This is a genomic window from Corallococcus sp. CA049B (genome assembly GCF_003611685.1).
Lineage (GTDB): Bacteria > Myxococcota > Myxococcia > Myxococcales > Myxococcaceae > Corallococcus > Corallococcus coralloides.
Genome location: NZ_RAWC01000002.1, coordinates 37,932 through 52,390, shown reverse-complemented (window position 1 = coordinate 52,390; position 14,459 = coordinate 37,932). Strand labels below are relative to the sequence as shown.

Annotated in this window: 13 protein-coding genes, 1 tRNA gene and 1 pseudogene; 6 read left to right on the top strand and 9 right to left on the bottom strand. The window is 67.7% G+C overall.

Annotated features, from left to right (window positions below):
- The first annotated feature begins 34 nt into the window (after positions 1-34).
- From tpiA to D7W82_RS00740, 3 genes are all read left to right on the top strand, one after another.
- Positions 35-796 carry a triose-phosphate isomerase gene (gene tpiA, locus D7W82_RS00750; RefSeq protein WP_120616460.1) on the top strand — a complete coding sequence of 254 codons (762 nt, stop codon included), beginning with the start codon at positions 35-37 and terminating at the stop codon, positions 794-796.
- Positions 797-880: 84 nt separating this feature from the next.
- Positions 881-1,294: a preprotein translocase subunit SecG gene (gene secG / locus D7W82_RS00745; RefSeq protein WP_120616459.1), complete on the top strand. Its 414-nt coding sequence runs from the start codon at positions 881-883 to the stop codon at positions 1,292-1,294.
- 85 nt (positions 1,295-1,379) lie between these two features.
- Positions 1,380-1,461, top strand: a tRNA-Leu gene (locus D7W82_RS00740).
- A 361-nt stretch (positions 1,462-1,822) separates the two neighbouring features.
- On the opposite strand, the gene D7W82_RS00735 is transcribed toward D7W82_RS00740, so the two are convergent.
- The 9 genes and pseudogenes from D7W82_RS00735 to D7W82_RS00700 all read right to left on the bottom strand — a co-directional run bounded on the left by D7W82_RS00735 (position 1,823) and on the right by D7W82_RS00700 (position 12,889).
- The gene (locus D7W82_RS00735) at positions 1,823-2,338 is read right to left on the bottom strand and encodes a Mov34/MPN/PAD-1 family protein (protein ID WP_120616458.1); all 516 of its coding nucleotides are present in this window, start codon (positions 2,336-2,338) and stop codon (positions 1,823-1,825) included.
- The gene (locus D7W82_RS00730; protein ID WP_120616457.1) at positions 2,335-4,080 is read right to left on the bottom strand and encodes a ThiF family adenylyltransferase; all 1,746 of its coding nucleotides are present in this window, start codon (positions 4,078-4,080) and stop codon (positions 2,335-2,337) included. Before D7W82_RS00730 ends, D7W82_RS00735 begins: the two co-directional genes overlap by 4 nt.
- Before the next feature lie 4 nt (positions 4,081-4,084).
- Positions 4,085-5,182: a cyclic GMP-AMP synthase DncV-like nucleotidyltransferase gene (locus tag D7W82_RS00725; protein ID WP_120616456.1), complete on the bottom strand. Its 1,098-nt coding sequence runs from the start codon at positions 5,180-5,182 to the stop codon at positions 4,085-4,087.
- Positions 5,175-7,007 (bottom strand): SAVED domain-containing protein, encoded by a 1,833-nt coding sequence (locus tag D7W82_RS00720; protein ID WP_158617549.1) that lies wholly within the window; start codon positions 7,005-7,007, stop codon positions 5,175-5,177. Before D7W82_RS00720 ends, D7W82_RS00725 begins: the two co-directional genes overlap by 8 nt.
- A gap of 222 nt (positions 7,008-7,229) precedes the next feature.
- Positions 7,230-8,648 (bottom strand): hypothetical protein, encoded by a 1,419-nt coding sequence (locus D7W82_RS00715; protein ID WP_120616454.1) that lies wholly within the window; start codon positions 8,646-8,648, stop codon positions 7,230-7,232.
- Between the two features lie 7 nt (positions 8,649-8,655).
- On the bottom strand, positions 8,656-9,312 hold the full coding sequence (locus D7W82_RS00710) for a hypothetical protein (RefSeq protein ID WP_120616453.1): 657 nt from the start codon (positions 9,310-9,312) through the stop codon (positions 8,656-8,658).
- Positions 9,313-9,395: 83 nt separating this feature from the next.
- Positions 9,396-12,026 carry a CHAT domain-containing protein gene (locus D7W82_RS00705; RefSeq protein WP_233587211.1) on the bottom strand — a complete coding sequence of 877 codons (2,631 nt, stop codon included), beginning with the start codon at positions 12,024-12,026 and terminating at the stop codon, positions 9,396-9,398.
- A 240-nt stretch (positions 12,027-12,266) separates the two neighbouring features.
- Positions 12,267-12,359 (bottom strand): annotated as a pseudogene (locus D7W82_RS42480) (zf-HC2 domain-containing protein); the annotation flags it as partial.
- Positions 12,359-12,889, bottom strand: coding sequence for an RNA polymerase sigma factor (locus D7W82_RS00700; RefSeq protein ID WP_255417077.1), 531 nt, complete (start codon positions 12,887-12,889; stop codon positions 12,359-12,361). The pseudogene D7W82_RS42480 and the gene D7W82_RS00700, both read right to left, overlap by 1 nt.
- Before the next feature lie 328 nt (positions 12,890-13,217).
- Here D7W82_RS00700 and D7W82_RS00695 point away from each other — a divergent pair, with 328 nt between their 5' ends.
- The 3 genes from D7W82_RS00695 (at position 13,218) to D7W82_RS00690 (ending at position 14,413) form a co-directional block, all read left to right on the top strand.
- The gene (locus tag D7W82_RS00695; RefSeq protein ID WP_120616450.1) at positions 13,218-13,409 is read left to right on the top strand and encodes a hypothetical protein; all 192 of its coding nucleotides are present in this window, start codon (positions 13,218-13,220) and stop codon (positions 13,407-13,409) included.
- 24 nt (positions 13,410-13,433) lie between these two features.
- Entirely contained in the window at positions 13,434-13,565 is a 132-nt protein-coding gene (locus D7W82_RS41180) for a lantibiotic dehydratase C-terminal domain-containing protein (RefSeq protein ID WP_370450920.1), read from the top strand.
- A gap of 62 nt (positions 13,566-13,627) precedes the next feature.
- Positions 13,628-14,413: an IS5 family transposase gene (locus D7W82_RS00690; RefSeq protein WP_120616449.1), complete on the top strand. Its 786-nt coding sequence runs from the start codon at positions 13,628-13,630 to the stop codon at positions 14,411-14,413.
- Positions 14,414-14,459: the final 46 nt, after the last annotated feature.

Sequence of the window (14,459 nt, the reverse complement as noted above, 5' to 3'; positions counted from 1 at the left end):
CACCCACGCGGTACGCACCGGGGGAGACACCTCGATGGCTCGTCGGAAGATCGTCGCTGGCAACTGGAAGATGAACAAGACGGTGCCGGAAGCGCTCGCGCTGGTGCGGGAGCTTCGCGGAGCGGTGGCGGCGTTGGGCGACAAGGTGGAGGTGGCCATCGCGCCCCCGTTCGTGGCGTTGCAGCCCCTGCACGTCGCGCTGGAGGGGGCGCCCCTGCAGCTGGCGGCGCAGAACTGTCACTGGGAGTCCTCGGGCGCCTTCACGGGCGAAATCAGCGCGCCGATGCTGGCGGAGCTGGGGTGTGCCTACGTCATCGTGGGGCACTCGGAGCGCCGGCAGTTCTTCGGGGAGACGGACGCCACGGTGAACAAGCGGGCGAAGGCGGTGAAGGCCGCTGGGATGACGCCCATCGTCTGCGTGGGAGAGACGCTGGCCGAGCGCGAGTCGAACCAGACGCTGGCGGTGGTGGAGCGCCAGGTGCGGGGCGCGCTGGAGGGCTTCTCCGGGGCGGACGTGGCGGCGTTCGTGCTGGCGTACGAGCCCGTCTGGGCGATTGGGACGGGCCGGACGGCGACGACGGCGCAGGCGCAGGAGGTCCACGCGGCCATCCGGGGGCTGCTGACCCGGATGTACGACGAGGGGACGGCCGAGCGGGTGCGCATCCAGTACGGCGGCAGCGTGAAGCCGGACAACGCGGCGGAATTGCTGGGTCAGCCGGACGTGGACGGGGCGCTCGTGGGGGGAGCGAGCCTCAAGGCGGCGGACTTCGTGGCCATCGTGAAGGCGGCTGGCTGAAGCCGTTATCCCCGTTAGAAGTTGTCACCCGTTGACCACTTTGTGTAGGTTGCGCCCTCTTTTCACGGAGCGTTGGGAACACCCATGCTGACCTTCTTCACGATCGTGCACGTCCTGCTCTGCGTGTTCATGATCTTCGTCATCTTGCTGCAGCCGGGGAAGGACGCCGGCATGGGTTCCGCCCTCGGTGGCGGCGCCGCGACGAGCGCCTTCGGTGGCCGCGGCGCGGTGACCTTCTTGAGCAAGCTCACGGGCGTCTGCGCCGGCTTGTTCTTCCTGACCTCGCTGGGCCTGTCGCTCGTGGGCCTGCGCGGTTCGGTGGCTGCGGGTGGCTCGGTGGCGGCGCCGCCGGCGAAGACGGCCCCGGCGACCCCGGGAGCCACGACGCCGCCTTCTGCGGCGCCGGGAGCGGTGGAGCAGGAGCGGTCCGCGACGCCGCCGGCGGAGGGCCAGCAGGCTCCCGCGCCGACGACGCCCGCTCCGGCGCCCGCGCAGTAGCTGTCAGGAAGCATCGGATTCACGCGACCGTTGAAATGGTTGTTGCGTGAATCCACGGGGTCCGGTACATGGACCCCGCCGAAACGCCCAGGTGGTGGAACTGGTAGACACACCATCTTGAGGGGGTGGCGCCGAAAGGTGTGCGGGTTCGAATCCCGCCCTGGGCACTCCGAACAAGAGCCTCCGAGTCGAAAGACTCGGGGGCTCTTGTCGTTTCAAGCGATGGTCGCTTGGTTAAGCGCCCCAGCGTGCCCCTCGGGCGCATATCAAGAGTGCGCGCCGCGTCGTTCTGCGCTCTTGGGCCATCCATCCGCGTAGGCGCAGAGCAACCGGCCGCCAGCGGCCAGTTCTGCAAGAGCAGCGAATGCGTCCGTTCAGCCGGCCCCGACGCGAGCCATTGACCGGCCTCTGATAAATCCTCCCGCGCAAGGCCCGTCTTCAGTCCCACCCCATCGCTGGTGGAGCGATGAGATGAACTCCGTGTCAGCCGTGTCGTCGAGAAGGTCTTTAGAGGCCTGAAGAACGTGCTCAAGAGGCAGGTGTGCCGCCTCCAGAGGACTCCGCGGGTATCGGGTTCAGCGGGATGATGATCCGTGGCTGGCGGAAGCCCTCCCAGGCGCGGACCTCGTCGATGCCGACGATGAGGAAGAAGAGGGACTCGCCGTCGAAGCGGTCCTCATCCAGGCGGCGGCACCAGTCCCGCACGTCGATGAGCGATGGTCCCGGCAGTGGCTCCGGATGCGTGTGCCACTCGCCGAGGTACTGACACGTTCCTCCGGACTCGCTCCAGCGAGCGTCAATGACCTCCTGGTGCCGCTCCTGGGCTCGGTAAAAGGTGGTGCGGGTCCGGCGGTCTCCCTCCAGGGGGGTGGTCACCTCGTCGATGACCACGTCCGCACTGCCCAGGATGCGGCGGCCGAGCAGCACACCGCCGGCCTCCGCGCTCTGGAACCCTGACTGCCTGAAGCGGAGCAGGTCCATGAGCGCCGCCGCGTCAATCTTCACCACGGCACCGCCCGCGCGGCGGAACAGGCGCCCACTCATGAGGTGGGGCTAGGCGCGCAGATGGGGCATTCGTCGCGCCTGTAGTCGAGCCAGGTGGCTTCCAGCTTGTCCGGTTCCTGCTCATAGCGCGGCGTGACAGTGAACCCTTTCTGTCGGAACTGGCGGGCATCTCCCTTCCAGGACTGCAGCGGCGCTTCATGGGCCTCCCGCCGGAGCGCTCGCAGCGCCAGCCGCGTGGCCAACTCGGCGGTGCGTTGTGCATCAAGGTCCGCGAAGGGCATGAACCGGCTTCCACAGCCGAGCACGTCCTGAGTGTACGTGCCTCCCGGGGCGGCGAATGCCGCGCGGTTTCCCAGGTCGCGGTCGTAGAGGCACTCCAGACAGCCGCGTTGCATTGCGTCCTGGCCCCGCACGTGGGTCAGCAGGGCATGCCCGCCCAGGCCGTAGGGCTCCAGCCAGGTCAAAAGGGCGGGTGGGTGCTCGGCGTTCGACCAAGCCCACTCGTTCAGATGGAGCTCGAGGGTGGGCTGGCCCAGCGCGGCAATCACCAGGTCGTGGCCACGGACCGTGTCCGGCGCGTCCTGGAGGAGCTTTTCGAGCCGGCCGGCTATCGGCTGCACGGAGACATAGGGTGTGCGGCTCTCGATCTCCTTCTTGAGCCCGATGCCCTTGGACTCGAAAAGCCAGCGCATTCCACACACGTGCCGGAAGGTGTTCTCCGGCATGAAACGGTCCGGATCCACGAGCGTAAGTCCCCCGACACCTGCTCGCGCGAGGGCGAGCGCGATGTGGCCTCCGACGGAGCCACAGCCGGCGATGAGCACACGGCGCTCCCGGAGCCCGTGCTCCGCGCCGCCCCTGGGAATCAGGTAGCCCGGATCCCTCCGCATCAGCGCGATAGGTTCGACCCGCGCGCCGGTACGGTCTTGCACCAAGGGGTGCCCGTGCTCCAGTTGCTTGAGGTGCACGCAGACAACGGCCCGCTCTCCCTGAGGCCTCTTCAAGCCCAGCACTACCAGGTGCTCGCTCACGTCGAAGCGACGGATCAGACCGGCCAGGGCACCCTGAATTCCGTCGGGCATTCGTCGTACGTACTTGCGGAGGCCCTCGGGCGTCGCGAGCTCTTTCGGCAGGAAGGAAGGGTTGCCGTCACCAGGGGACAGCGGCAGGTAGAGGGCCTTCTTCGCGCTCAGGCCTCCGGCCCTCCTGTCTGGCAATGAGTGTGCATAGGCGTCGGCGTCATCTGCCAACGCCTGCAACTTCGGTCCCCGGTACAGAGCCGAGATGAAGCGCGGACGGTTGTCCGCGGTGACAGTGCAGTCGATACTGGGTCCTCTGGAAATGGCGGACCAGTAGGCTTGGACTTCCCGGAGGAACTCCCCCCCACGGTCCCCCCGGAGCATGTCGCGGAGCAGGGTGCGGACCCGCTCAATCGACTCATGCAGGATGGCCTCGGGGCGGCGCCTGTCGAGCAGGCCCACATCCGACGCGAAGCACACCTCACCGTCATTGATGAAGTGTGGCAGGGCGGCCTCTGACTCTGTTTTCTCCACTGAGACGATGGGAAGGCACAGGGGAAACTCCCAGGGCAGACGGACGCGGAGCCAGAAGGTCTGTCCCTCCACGGTCATCTTCCCCGTGCACGTCGCCTCGGTGCGGGTGCCCGGCCACTTTTCGGGGAGACGGATCGGCCGGCCGCAGTCCTCCAGCAGCCCGCTGTGGGCAAGCTGCTGGAGCACCCGGATGTGCATTTCCTGCTGGGCGATGATCGCGGCGGACATGCGTTCAGGCCGAGGTGGCGGCGGAGATGATGGCCGGCGAGGCTTTACTCCCCGTGCTCGACTTGTCAGGGACGGGGAACTCCGGGCCGAACTGGTCTCGCATCAGCTTGCAGGCTTCGACAGGATCCGGCTGCTGCATTGCCTTGTCGAGCTGGTCACGGAGCTGGATGAGCCGGTCTCGGAACGTCGTCATCTGCCCGTCCGTCATCTTCACGAAGATGTCCTTCCAGGGCGCGACGGGCACCTTCACATCGAGTCGGTAGAGCGGCGTCCCGTCTTGCTTCGACCCCACATGATAAAACGCATTCACCAGCTTCGCGACGAAGCCCCGCATCGCCGTCAGGTCATCGGGCTTCCTCCTGGCGGCAAAAGCGTCACTGGTGATGATGTTCGGCTGGAACCACTGGCCCGCGGCCACCGTGAGCCCGATGCCCGATGGCGCGTTCTGGCCATCCGTCTTGAACTTCTCCGTCTTCCACCGCTTCAGCGCACGAATCACCCGCAGGAACTGCTCCTGCTCCCGGTCCTTGAAGCGCTGCTCCACCCACAGCGCGAGGCCCTCCGGGTCCGACTCCTCCCAGTACCGATCCTTGTCGCCCGAGCCGACCTTTCCCTTGGCGATGTGGAGGCGCTTCGCGGCGCTCTTGGGGTCGTCGTAGGTGTAGACGGCGAGGTCGACGTGGAAGGCCTGCTCGCCGTCGCGCTTGTATTTGATGGTGACGCAGGAGCGCCGGACCTCGGTGCCGAGGTCCGTGTGGTCCTCCAGTGCGTCGGCCACCAGGGACTTGAGCGTGACGGGGTTGGGGTAGTCCGCCTTGGCGGCGTTGAACGTCAGCCCCACGTCGATGTCATAGTCCTGCCCCTCGGCCGGATGGATGCCCGTGCCCATCTCGTAGCTGCCTTGGTTGATGAACGCGAAGAAGGGGATGTCCATGCCCTCTTCGCCGTCTTCGCCGTCTTCGCCCTCGCGCATCAACTCGAAGCGCTCACGGAGCTTGTTCAGGATGATGTCTCGTTTCTCGATGAGCTCCTTGTTTTCCTTCAAGCGCTTGAGGCGGATCTTGTCGTCGAATTGCTCAAGGTATGTCTGGATGTCAGCCATGGTTGGCATTGCTCCCTTGGGAGGGTGAAGGGAAGAGGGTGATGCTCGGCTGCTCCGGGTTGGCTGCCTTGGCTGCCTTGAGGCTCAGGCACCACTTGTACCGGGGCGCGTCGTCGGCGTTGTAGTTGTAGGCAAAGCACTCGGGCAGCCCGGTGTAGGCGAGGGCCCGACCGAGGTGGAACGCGATGCTCACGGGCACGGCGGCAAAGACATGAATGCTGGTGAACTCAGGCTTGCCACCGATGTTCCGGTCGATGATCTGGCGAATGGTCTGGGCGTACTCCAGCAGCTGCGCCTCCCTCCTCACGACGCCTCGCTCGGGTGCCGTCAGCTGGAAGTGCAGGTCCAGCCGGATGTCGGAGTCCGGGAGCACCTGCGCGCAGTCCTCGGGCCTGACCTCGTTGGAGATGGAAACCCTCACACGGGCCGCGGAACCTGTCTCGCCGTGCCGGGTCACCACCTCCAGCGGCGGGTGAGCCGCCACTGTGTCCGTCTGCCAGGTGAAGCGCTGCCGCATCCGGTCGTGCTCGAGCACGTGGACCGGGCGGGAGTCGGCGAGGTAGCCCGCGAGCATGGCCAGCGGGACATAAGGAAACCCGTAGTAGAGGATCTCGGTGTCGCGCTCGGCGAAGGCGGTCCAGAGGGCCCCGTTCCTTGCCGCGAGCCGTGCCACCTCCTGCTCCAGGTTCTCCCAGCGGCGCTCGCCGATGGCCTGATACTGGTCGATGAGGATCTTCGGCCGGACGTGGCGCTGGGCGAAGAGCTCCGGTGCGTCCGCATCCGTCGGCGTCACGTGCGTCTGCTTGAGCGACTCGTGACAGATGAGGACCAGGTCACCTCGGGCCGCCGGGGCGGTGGGAATCGCGGGGAGGGCGCTGAATGGCGTGAGCGCGGCCGGGCTTTCGGCGGGCGCGTAGAACTGCAGGGAGAGCCAGTCGCTCGAGCTGGAGTGCTCCCGCTGCAGCTGTTTTCGCGCACTCGAGAGGGCCGTACACAAGTCCTCCTGCTGAACGAGCAGGCTCTGGTAGAGCGCCCTCGTCAGCGTGGTGGAGCCCGCGCATGTCAGCGGCATCCGCGATGCGATGACCGCCGGGACTCCCTGGACATGGAACATCCGGGCAATGCTTCCCAGGGGATGCGCGGGCATGCCGGAGTCCCCGCCCTGGCAGGCGCACAAGGTGACGAGCCGCAGGGGGCTGCCGTTGCTGGATAAGAAGAGCAGGTTGGCCAGCTGCCATTGGTCCAAACGCTCTGGCTCATCGCCCTCTTCGGATGGGTCGAAGACGAGCCCATAGGCGTCATCGTCCACTTTGGACCCGTGGCAGAGCAGGTGCAGTGCCGTCACGGGACGAGCTGTCTCCGACAGCTTCTCCGCGAGCCGCCGCGGAGACACGTGCTCGAGGACGTCCTCCTCTTCGATGAAAGGAAATCGAGCGGCGGCACAAGCAGCGCGGAGCTCATCAAGATGGCCGTCCTTGGGCACTCCACCACCGGCTTCCGACCAAGCGAAGAGGATGCGCCCCTGGGTTGAGGCAACCGGATCACGGATGGGTCTGTCCTTGCACTCATATCGGAGGAGGTAATTCTTCTCTCCCACCAGGGGCTGCCCATTGAAGTTCGTGGGCAGCAACTCCCAGGGCAGGTAGTACAGTTCGTCAGCGTTGTTAGAGCAGACAGTGATGTGGACCGGCTGCCCGATTTTGAGCGCGTATCGAATCTTCTCTTCCGCGAGAATCCATTCCGCCGGTTGGAGGAAGCCTCGCAAGGTTTCCGACAGCCGCTTGAGATCGCGTGACCCGGGCGTTACCCGCAGCAGTGTCTTCAACTGCTCTCGGAGCGTGGACCAGCGAAGCTCCACTGGGATGCTTCTCCCGGGAGTGCAGCGCGCCAGGTACCGCTGCTTCTTCCATGGAAAGGGATACAGCGTCTCCGGTGACTGCGTTCCACAGAGTTCCAGCGTGATTTCCAGGGGGGCTTGGTTGGGAGGCATGTGTGCTTTCCGGTGTCGTGAGGCCGGTGCGAAGACAGACGCGCTCGGAGAAGTTTGTTACCTCATGCCCCCATGCTTCAGCGGAAGCCGGACGGCCGGGTCTCCCAGCAGCACATGGCTGGCGAGGTCGTGGTACAGCATCCAGAGGTGCGCCCTCTCAGCAAGGGATGCGCTGTACTGCCGGCCGGCGGTGAGCGCGGCCTTCTCCTGGTGGTAGCTCGATGCCAGCGAGGCACTCGTCTCGTTGGCGAACCGGAGCAGGCTCGACAGCGCCGCGCCGGCCCGCCTCCCGCTGGCGAGGGCCTTGATGACGCCCAGGAAGCGCTCGTGGCGGCTCCGCCCCTGATCGTTGAAGCTCGAACTCCACGCCAGGTCCACGTGACCCACCACTGCCAGGGGGCCCTCCGGATTGGCCAGCGCGGCCTGGGGAAGGGCGGCGATGAACGGGCGCTCTCCGGGCCGGGGCAGAAGGCGCGTGACGCGCCCGGCTCCGTCCCGGTGGAGGTCTCCCAGCCATGGCGCATAGGCGCTCAGCGCGGGCGTGCCCCCGCTGAAGCAGGCGAAGCAGAACCACAGGCCTCCCGGCAAGAAGGGCCGCGCCGCGACCTCCGCCGCGGTGAGCCGCTCATGGCCCGGCAGAAGGAGCGCTCCCTGCGAGGCGCGCTGGTCTTCCGCCGACAGCCAGCCACCCTCGCGCATGCCCAGCCCGTGGCTGACCGAGAGCAGAACGGCCGGCTCCGCTCCGGCGGCATGGGCGAGGAACCGGCCGATGCTGGACCCCTCCGCGGTACCGTCGTCCGCCAGGCTTCGGGGTGGCTCGACCCGGAGCGCACCCGTGCGCTGGTGCCGTGCGCACGTGGCAAGGCATGGCTCCACCAGCTTCCGGTAGCCCAGTTCCGTCGCGTCCGTGCCGTCGCGCGAGGTGTAGAAGAGCAGGCGGGCCCGGTCCGCGGGTGAGGGCGCTTCCGCCCGTTGCAGCACCTTGGCGACGTATGCGCGGTAGCCCTCCTCATTGGCAAACGCCAGCCGCCCCACCAGCGCATCGGTGGCCAGCACCTGCTGCAACTCCAGCGACACCTCGTCCAGGTCTCCCAGCACCAGCAGGTAGCGAGGCCGGTCCGGCTCCTCCACCTGCTCGCTGCCCAGCACTCGCGCCTTCCAACGGTGCGCCTCCTCCCAGTCCATTCCGGGAGTGACGGCATAGGTCCGCACCGGGGCGCCCCCCTGCTCCTGCTGGCGCAGCTCCCGCAGCGGCTCGATGAGTTCCAGGAGCCGCTTTCCCGCGGGCGTCGCCGGGTACACGACACCCCAACGCTGCGCACGCAAGTCATCCAGGTCTCCCAGCGCGTCCCACAGACGTTTGGGTTTGGGGTTGGACTGCGTGAGCGGGGAGGAATGCAGTGCCGATTCGTCGAGCCCCGGGTGGAGCGCGGGTCGGCACGTATCGGCATGAGCCAACAGGAGTTCGAAGGTCATGGCGGCCTCAGCGCGGGGGAGTGTCGAGGACGGGCTCGAGGTAGAGGTGAAGCACGTCCTTTGGCAGCGGAGGCCAGGTGTGCAACTCCACGCGGGCCCCTTCATTCACCGCCTGCGCGATGAGCGCCCCGAGCGCCCCCTGCACCGTGCCCTTCTTCGAGAACACCACCGTGTCAGTGCCCGTAAGGACCCCGAGCGCGAGGAGCTCCGAAGCGTCCTTCACCGGGGTGATGAAGATGCTCCGCCGTATTGCTTCGCCCGGCGTCCACAGCGGCGTGCCCGGCACCGGCTCATAGGTGTCCACGCTGGACCGCACCATGCCGCGCACCGGGGTGCCCGTTGGGTTCTCCACCTCATGGCCTTCCCACGGCGGGTTGGAGGCGTACTCCTTGACGAGCCAGTCCGGCAGCGGTGGCCACTCATGCAGCTCCACCTTCGCGTCGTCCCGCGCCATGCGCTCGATGAAGGGCCCCAGGTGCTGCTCCACCCGGCCCCGGGCCACGAAGCAGGGCTCTGAAGGGACGAGCGCTCCGAAGGCCACGAACTCCGAGGGCGGTGAGACTGGCATGAGGTAGACGCGTCGCGTGGTCGCGTCTCCTCCCGTCCAGAAGTGGTCCTCCGTGGAGAACTCGAGGTCGTGGAACGGTAGGTCTGGTTTGTCCAAGGCTGGCTCCCTTTCCTGCGGGCGCAGGTGCTGAAAATTCACCCGCGCTCAAGGACGCCCTTGGACCGTTTTGTTACCTCACTTCATTCAAACAACAAGATGGTGTCGAGCCAGTCCCGGGTGCGTCCTGCCCGACGCCATGCCTCCCGCTCGTCACGGAGCGCCACTGCGGGAGGCAGGCCGGAGCGCATGTGTTCACGCACCCGGTTGAAGAAGACATTCACTTCCTTGTCGAGCAGCTTCTCCGTTGACGCCAGGACCCCTCGAGCGCCCGCTGCGAGCAGCTCGGCGGGAAGGCTGAGCGGCTCATGCACCGCATAGGTGGTATGCGCCGCCTTGCACGCCGCCAGAACCACGAAGGGCGCCCGCTTCAAGGAGGTTTGCCGCACTCTCGGGCCGCGCAGCTCCGGGCCGCCCACATCGGGAGCCAGCACCAGGTAGGAGGCGCTGGAGTGGGGGGTGATTTCCCCATGCGTCACCAGGTCCACCTCGGTGGCGTCCTCCATGGCGGCGAGCACGCGGGCCGGTGTCGCCTGGGCGCCCGAGAGCAACACCTGTTCCTCGTCCGCGCCGAACCCGGGCGTCCAGGCGTTGAGTCGTTCCAGCTCGCGGTCCTTCGGCAATTGCACCTCGGAGACCACGAGGTGGCGCGGGCGGCCCGCGGGCGGAGGCGGGCGTTCCCCACCGCGCGTCAGGTAGCTCCAGGCGAACTCCGAAGGCAGCAGGCCCGCGCGGCCATGGAGTGGGGGCCGTGCGAGCACCTCTACCTGACGGCAGCCGCGCAGCGGCGTCAGCACCGTCTCCGGCACCAGCCCGTCGACTCGCTGTTTCAGGGGCTGGCGCCGGGACGCGTCGAAATACCCCGTCAGTGCGCCTTGTGCGTCCAGGACGAGCAGGAGCGTGCGCTCGGAATCCACGGTGGCCGCCAGCAGGCACGCGGAGGGGAGCGGGGAGCCTCGTTCCCGCTCCAGCAGATTCAACGCCTCGGCATGGGCGCCACGTTGGCCCGCCTCGAAGAGGAGCGAGGTGAAGTTATAGGCGCGCACCCGCCGCGCGGTGGAGTTGCCCTCCTTCGCGGGACCCTCCACCTGCTGGAGGAGGTCGCCCAGCAGCGCGCGTCCTCGCGCCGGGTCTCGCTCGATGACGAAGCGCCCCAGCGCGTGCCTGGCCACCCAGGGGTTGCTCGTCTTGGGGGCCTCGTCCAGCACCCGTTGGAGGTGGCTCTCATCTCCGGGCGCGCTCTTGAGCCGCGCGAGATCCGCGAGCGTGAAGGCACCGCTCGGGGAGAGGGCCAGGCCGGTGGCCAGCGCCGCGTCCAGCTCCCGCCGCGCCTCGTCCACGCGCAGCTCGTGCCACGCCACGTCCGCAAGGTGCTGGTGCAGGCGGCGCTGGAGGTCGGGGTCCTCCGCGTCCCGTGCCAGCACCTCTCCGTAGTAGGCCCGTGCCAGCGAGCCGTCGTTCACCATGCGGGCCACCTGCGCCAGGTTCTGGAGCAGGGCCCGCTCCAGGAACCATTCGCCTCCCCTGCGTGCCAGCGTCAGCCCTTCCTCCGCGTACGCCCGCGCCTCTTCCAGCCGGTGCAGATGGGTGGAGTAGGTGGACAGGTCGATGCGGAGCTGAGTGCAGCGGTAGTCCAGGCCCGGCGTGTGGCACAGGGGCAGCGCCCCCGCCAGCGTCCGGAGCGCGCGCTCGGCGTGCTCCCCGGCCCGCTCCGTGCCCGCGGGGGAGCTCCCCTGCTGGGCCTGAGCCCAGTCCTTCTGCGCCCGGAACCAGGCCGCCGTCAGGACGAACCAGGGGTCCCTGCTCGCCGTGGCCTTTGCCTCGAAGAGCTCCAGGTGTTCGGGGACCGCGCGCATGAGGACCAGCGTGCCCAGTAGCAGGTCGTCCTCTCCGGACGCGCGAACCTGGGCGAGGAGCTGTTCCTGTTGGGACCGGGACAGCCGCCCCTGGACCAGCTTCTTGTAGTCCCGGGCCAGCGGGCCCCGGCGCTTGAAGTCCGCCCGGGCGACCCGCTCCACATAGTCTTGGAGCACCCGGCCTCCGTCCCGTGCATCCAGCTTGCGGGCCAGGGGCTCCAGGTTGCTGACGCGCTCGGCATTGGGGGCCGTGCGGATGGCATCATAGAAGTAGAGCCGGGCGCTCGGCCGCAGGTGGAAGTCGCTGGGAATGGACGAGGCGGGCACATCAATCAGAGATGTGCCCAGCTCCTTCAGTGCCTCCGCCCCCCTTCTGTCCGGCATCGCGCGGCGCAGCTCGACCACCTTCCCGGCGGCTTCGTCCGCCCAGCCGGGCTCTCGCAGGCTGGCGATCTCGGAGAAGACCTGGGCTGCCATTCCCGGTAGCTGTAGCTCTCGAAGCGCCAAACCCCGGTTCCACAGGGCCTGGGGCATACGCGGGCGACCGGTCAGGGCCGCGTCGGCGGCGTGGAGGGCCGCGATGAAATCCCCCTGCTCAAGCAGGATGGCGGCCCGGTCGGATTCCCGCTCGGGGGAGGGCGCAAGCTTGTCCAGCGCCTCCAGGGCCCGCTTCGCCGCGTCGCGGCCGTTGTGGAGGACGTCGGCAATGGCCAGCTTTTGAAAGTCCTGGGTCCGCTCCAGCGCGCTCAGCGCCTCATATGACGCGCCGCTGGCGGAAGCCTGGGGCTCTCCGGACATGTGAGTGCCGGCGAGAGGCCGGTACTGGTCCAGTTCGCGAAGGCTGAATCGCTGTTCCATCCGGCGCTCGGACCCCTGCGCCAAGAACTCGTCCGTCCCCGGCGCGGAGCCGGGGCGCTGCAGCACGGCCAGCACGGCCAGCAGCACCCCCAGAAGCGCGGCGGTGGCCCAGGCTGCGGGACGCCTCCACGGGGCGGGCAGCGGAGCGGACCCCGAGGGTCGCTCGCCGACGAGTCTGACGTGCTCGCTGGCCTGGTACCTGAACTGAATCAGGTTGGGGATTGCGCGCTGACACCCCGCGCAGTCCGGCAAGTGCTGACGGAAGACTTCGGCTTCGGCGGGTGGGAGTTCCCCGTCGACGAACAACTCGACATTGTCACAGGGGCGCGCCATCAGTTCACCTTGTCGTTGGTGCGCAGCAGCTTGCCCAACTGCACGCGGATGTCATGCAGGCGCTTGGAGACGGTCCCCACCTGGATACCGAGCGCGCTGGCAATCTCCCGGTACTTCTTGCCCTTGCCATACAGCTCGAACGTGGCCTGCTTTTCAGGGCTCAGTTGGGAGACGGCCCGGGCGAGCTGCTCGGGAGGGACGTTGAACTCGGACGCCACGCCTTGCTCCGGCGCAAGCCCGGCCCGCTCCGCCAAGACCGGATCGTTGGCGTGCTGCTTCCGGACCTGCTGCTTGCGGCACTGACTGTAGAAGAGGTGGGAGAGGGTGTTGGTGAGCCAGGAGACGCAGGTGCTCCGCTCAGGCAGTGGTTCGCGGTCCTCGAATGTCTTGACGAAGCGCAAGAGCGTCTCCTGCACCAGGTCTTCCGCGTCGGTCTCGTTCCTACACAGCTTCAGTGCCTGGCCCATCAGCCAGCCGCGGTGCTGCATGGCAAGCTCTCCCAGGCGATGCCCGCGGCTTGAAATGCTCATAGCTGGTGGGCGCCCCTCCCGGCGCCGTGCCTCGGGCTCCACAATAGGGAGAGGCGGCGTGTCGGCGCGAGGGGGGGGGAAAAGGGACTCCAGGTCTGGGAATGCATCGGGTGGGGACATGGCACGGTCCTGCCCTCCAGACGCGGAGCACCCGGTTTGTTACCTCCTCCGACCGGATTTTGTGTGGGATGAGGGCTCATTCCGGCAGGAAGCCCTGGCACACCATGCCCGCCCCGAGTCCTGGGGGCTGGTGCGCGTCAAGGGCCTCTGGAGGAGGTCACCTCTACGGAGGGTGGCCGCCGGTGGAACTGGACGCAGGGCGGCGAGGTTGCCGAGCGGGGGGATCAGGGGTTCCGTTCACAACTCGCTGCATGGCTGGCTGAGCGCGCGCTTCCGCGCCGAGCGCCCGAAGCTGGACGCGACGCCCGCCACCGAGGGCCTGCGGCAAGCAGGGCTCACCGTGCTCCAGCGACGCAGTGCACGGCTCGCCACCGTGGACCGCGAGCTCCAGGCCGCCTAGCGCGAAGGCCGGCTCTCCCTCCCCGTGGAGGCGCTGGCCACGAGCCTGATGCACATGTACGTCAACCGCGTGCTGCCGGAGGACGCGCGGGCCCCCGAACTCGTCCTGTACGACTTCCTCACGCGGCTGTACCGCCAGCGCCTGGCCCGGGTCTGAGAGCTTGTTGAAATGGAGCGAGGGGGCCGGTTCGTTGAACGAACAAGATGCCTGACCTCGCAATGCCCGAGCGCACGCGGTACCCGAGTGACCTGACAGACGAGCAGTGGGCCCTCATCGAGCCATTCGTTGGAGCTGTGGGAGGCGGCCCCAAGGAGCAGGTGCATCCGCGCCGCGAGGTGGTGAATGCCATCCTCTACGTGACGCGGACGGGCGTGCAGTGGCGCTTCCTGCCGCACGACCTGCCCGACTGGCAAAGCGTCTACCACTACTTCCGCCTGTGGAAGAAGGACGGCACTTGGAAGCGCGTGCACGATGCGCTGCGAGGCAAGGTGCGCCAGGCGCAGGGTCGGGGGTATGAGCCCACCGCTGGAATCATGGATAGCCAATCCGTGAAGGCGTCCGAGGAGGCCGACAGCCGGGGCTACGACGCGGGTAAGCAGGTGAAGGGCCGCAAGCGCCACCTGCTCGTGGATGTGCTGGGCCTGGTGCTGGTGGCCTGGGTGACGACCGCTGACGTGCAAGACCGGGATGCCGCGGCCGGTGCGGTCCTGCCACGTGCCTCCGAGGATTTCCCCTCGCTGAACAAGGTCTGGGCGGATGCTGGCTACCAGGGGCCCGTCGTGGCGGACGCCGCGAAACAGGCGGGACTCGAAGTGGAGATTGTCCGGCGCGCCGAGGAGGACACGGGCTTCGTCGTGCAAAAGCGCCGCTGGGTGGTGGAGCGCACCAACGCGTGGCTGACGCGCCATCGGCGCCTGGCTCGCGACTACGAGCGTCACGAGCACTCGTCCGAGACCTTCATCCACATCGCGATGACCGGCCTCATGCTGCGCCGACTCGCGTGACGGACCAATTCAACACGCTCTGAGACAGGCGCATCCGCCCCACGGA

Excerpts from the sequence above, each read along its gene's own strand:
- D7W82_RS00715 (WP_120616454.1), bottom strand. The coding sequence starts at position 8,648 with ATGACCTTCGAACTCCTGTTGGCTCATGCCGATACGTGCCGACCCGCG.
- D7W82_RS00725 (WP_120616456.1), bottom strand. The coding sequence starts at position 5,182 with ATGGCTGACATCCAGACATACCTTGAGCAATTCGACGACAAGATCCGC.
- D7W82_RS00705 (WP_233587211.1), bottom strand. The coding sequence starts at position 12,026 with ATGGAACAGCGATTCAGCCTTCGCGAACTGGACCAGTACCGGCCTCTC.
- tpiA (WP_120616460.1), top strand. The coding sequence starts at position 35 with ATGGCTCGTCGGAAGATCGTCGCTGGCAACTGGAAGATGAACAAGACG.
- D7W82_RS00730 (WP_120616457.1), bottom strand. The coding sequence starts at position 4,080 with ATGTCCGCCGCGATCATCGCCCAGCAGGAAATGCACATCCGGGTGCTC.
- D7W82_RS00700 (WP_255417077.1), bottom strand. The coding sequence starts at position 12,889 with ATGAGCATTTCAAGCCGCGGGCATCGCCTGGGAGAGCTTGCCATGCAG.
- secG (WP_120616459.1), top strand. The coding sequence starts at position 881 with ATGCTGACCTTCTTCACGATCGTGCACGTCCTGCTCTGCGTGTTCATG.
- D7W82_RS00690 (WP_120616449.1), top strand. The coding sequence starts at position 13,628 with ATGCCCGAGCGCACGCGGTACCCGAGTGACCTGACAGACGAGCAGTGG.
- D7W82_RS00735 (WP_120616458.1), bottom strand. The coding sequence starts at position 2,338 with ATGAGTGGGCGCCTGTTCCGCCGCGCGGGCGGTGCCGTGGTGAAGATT.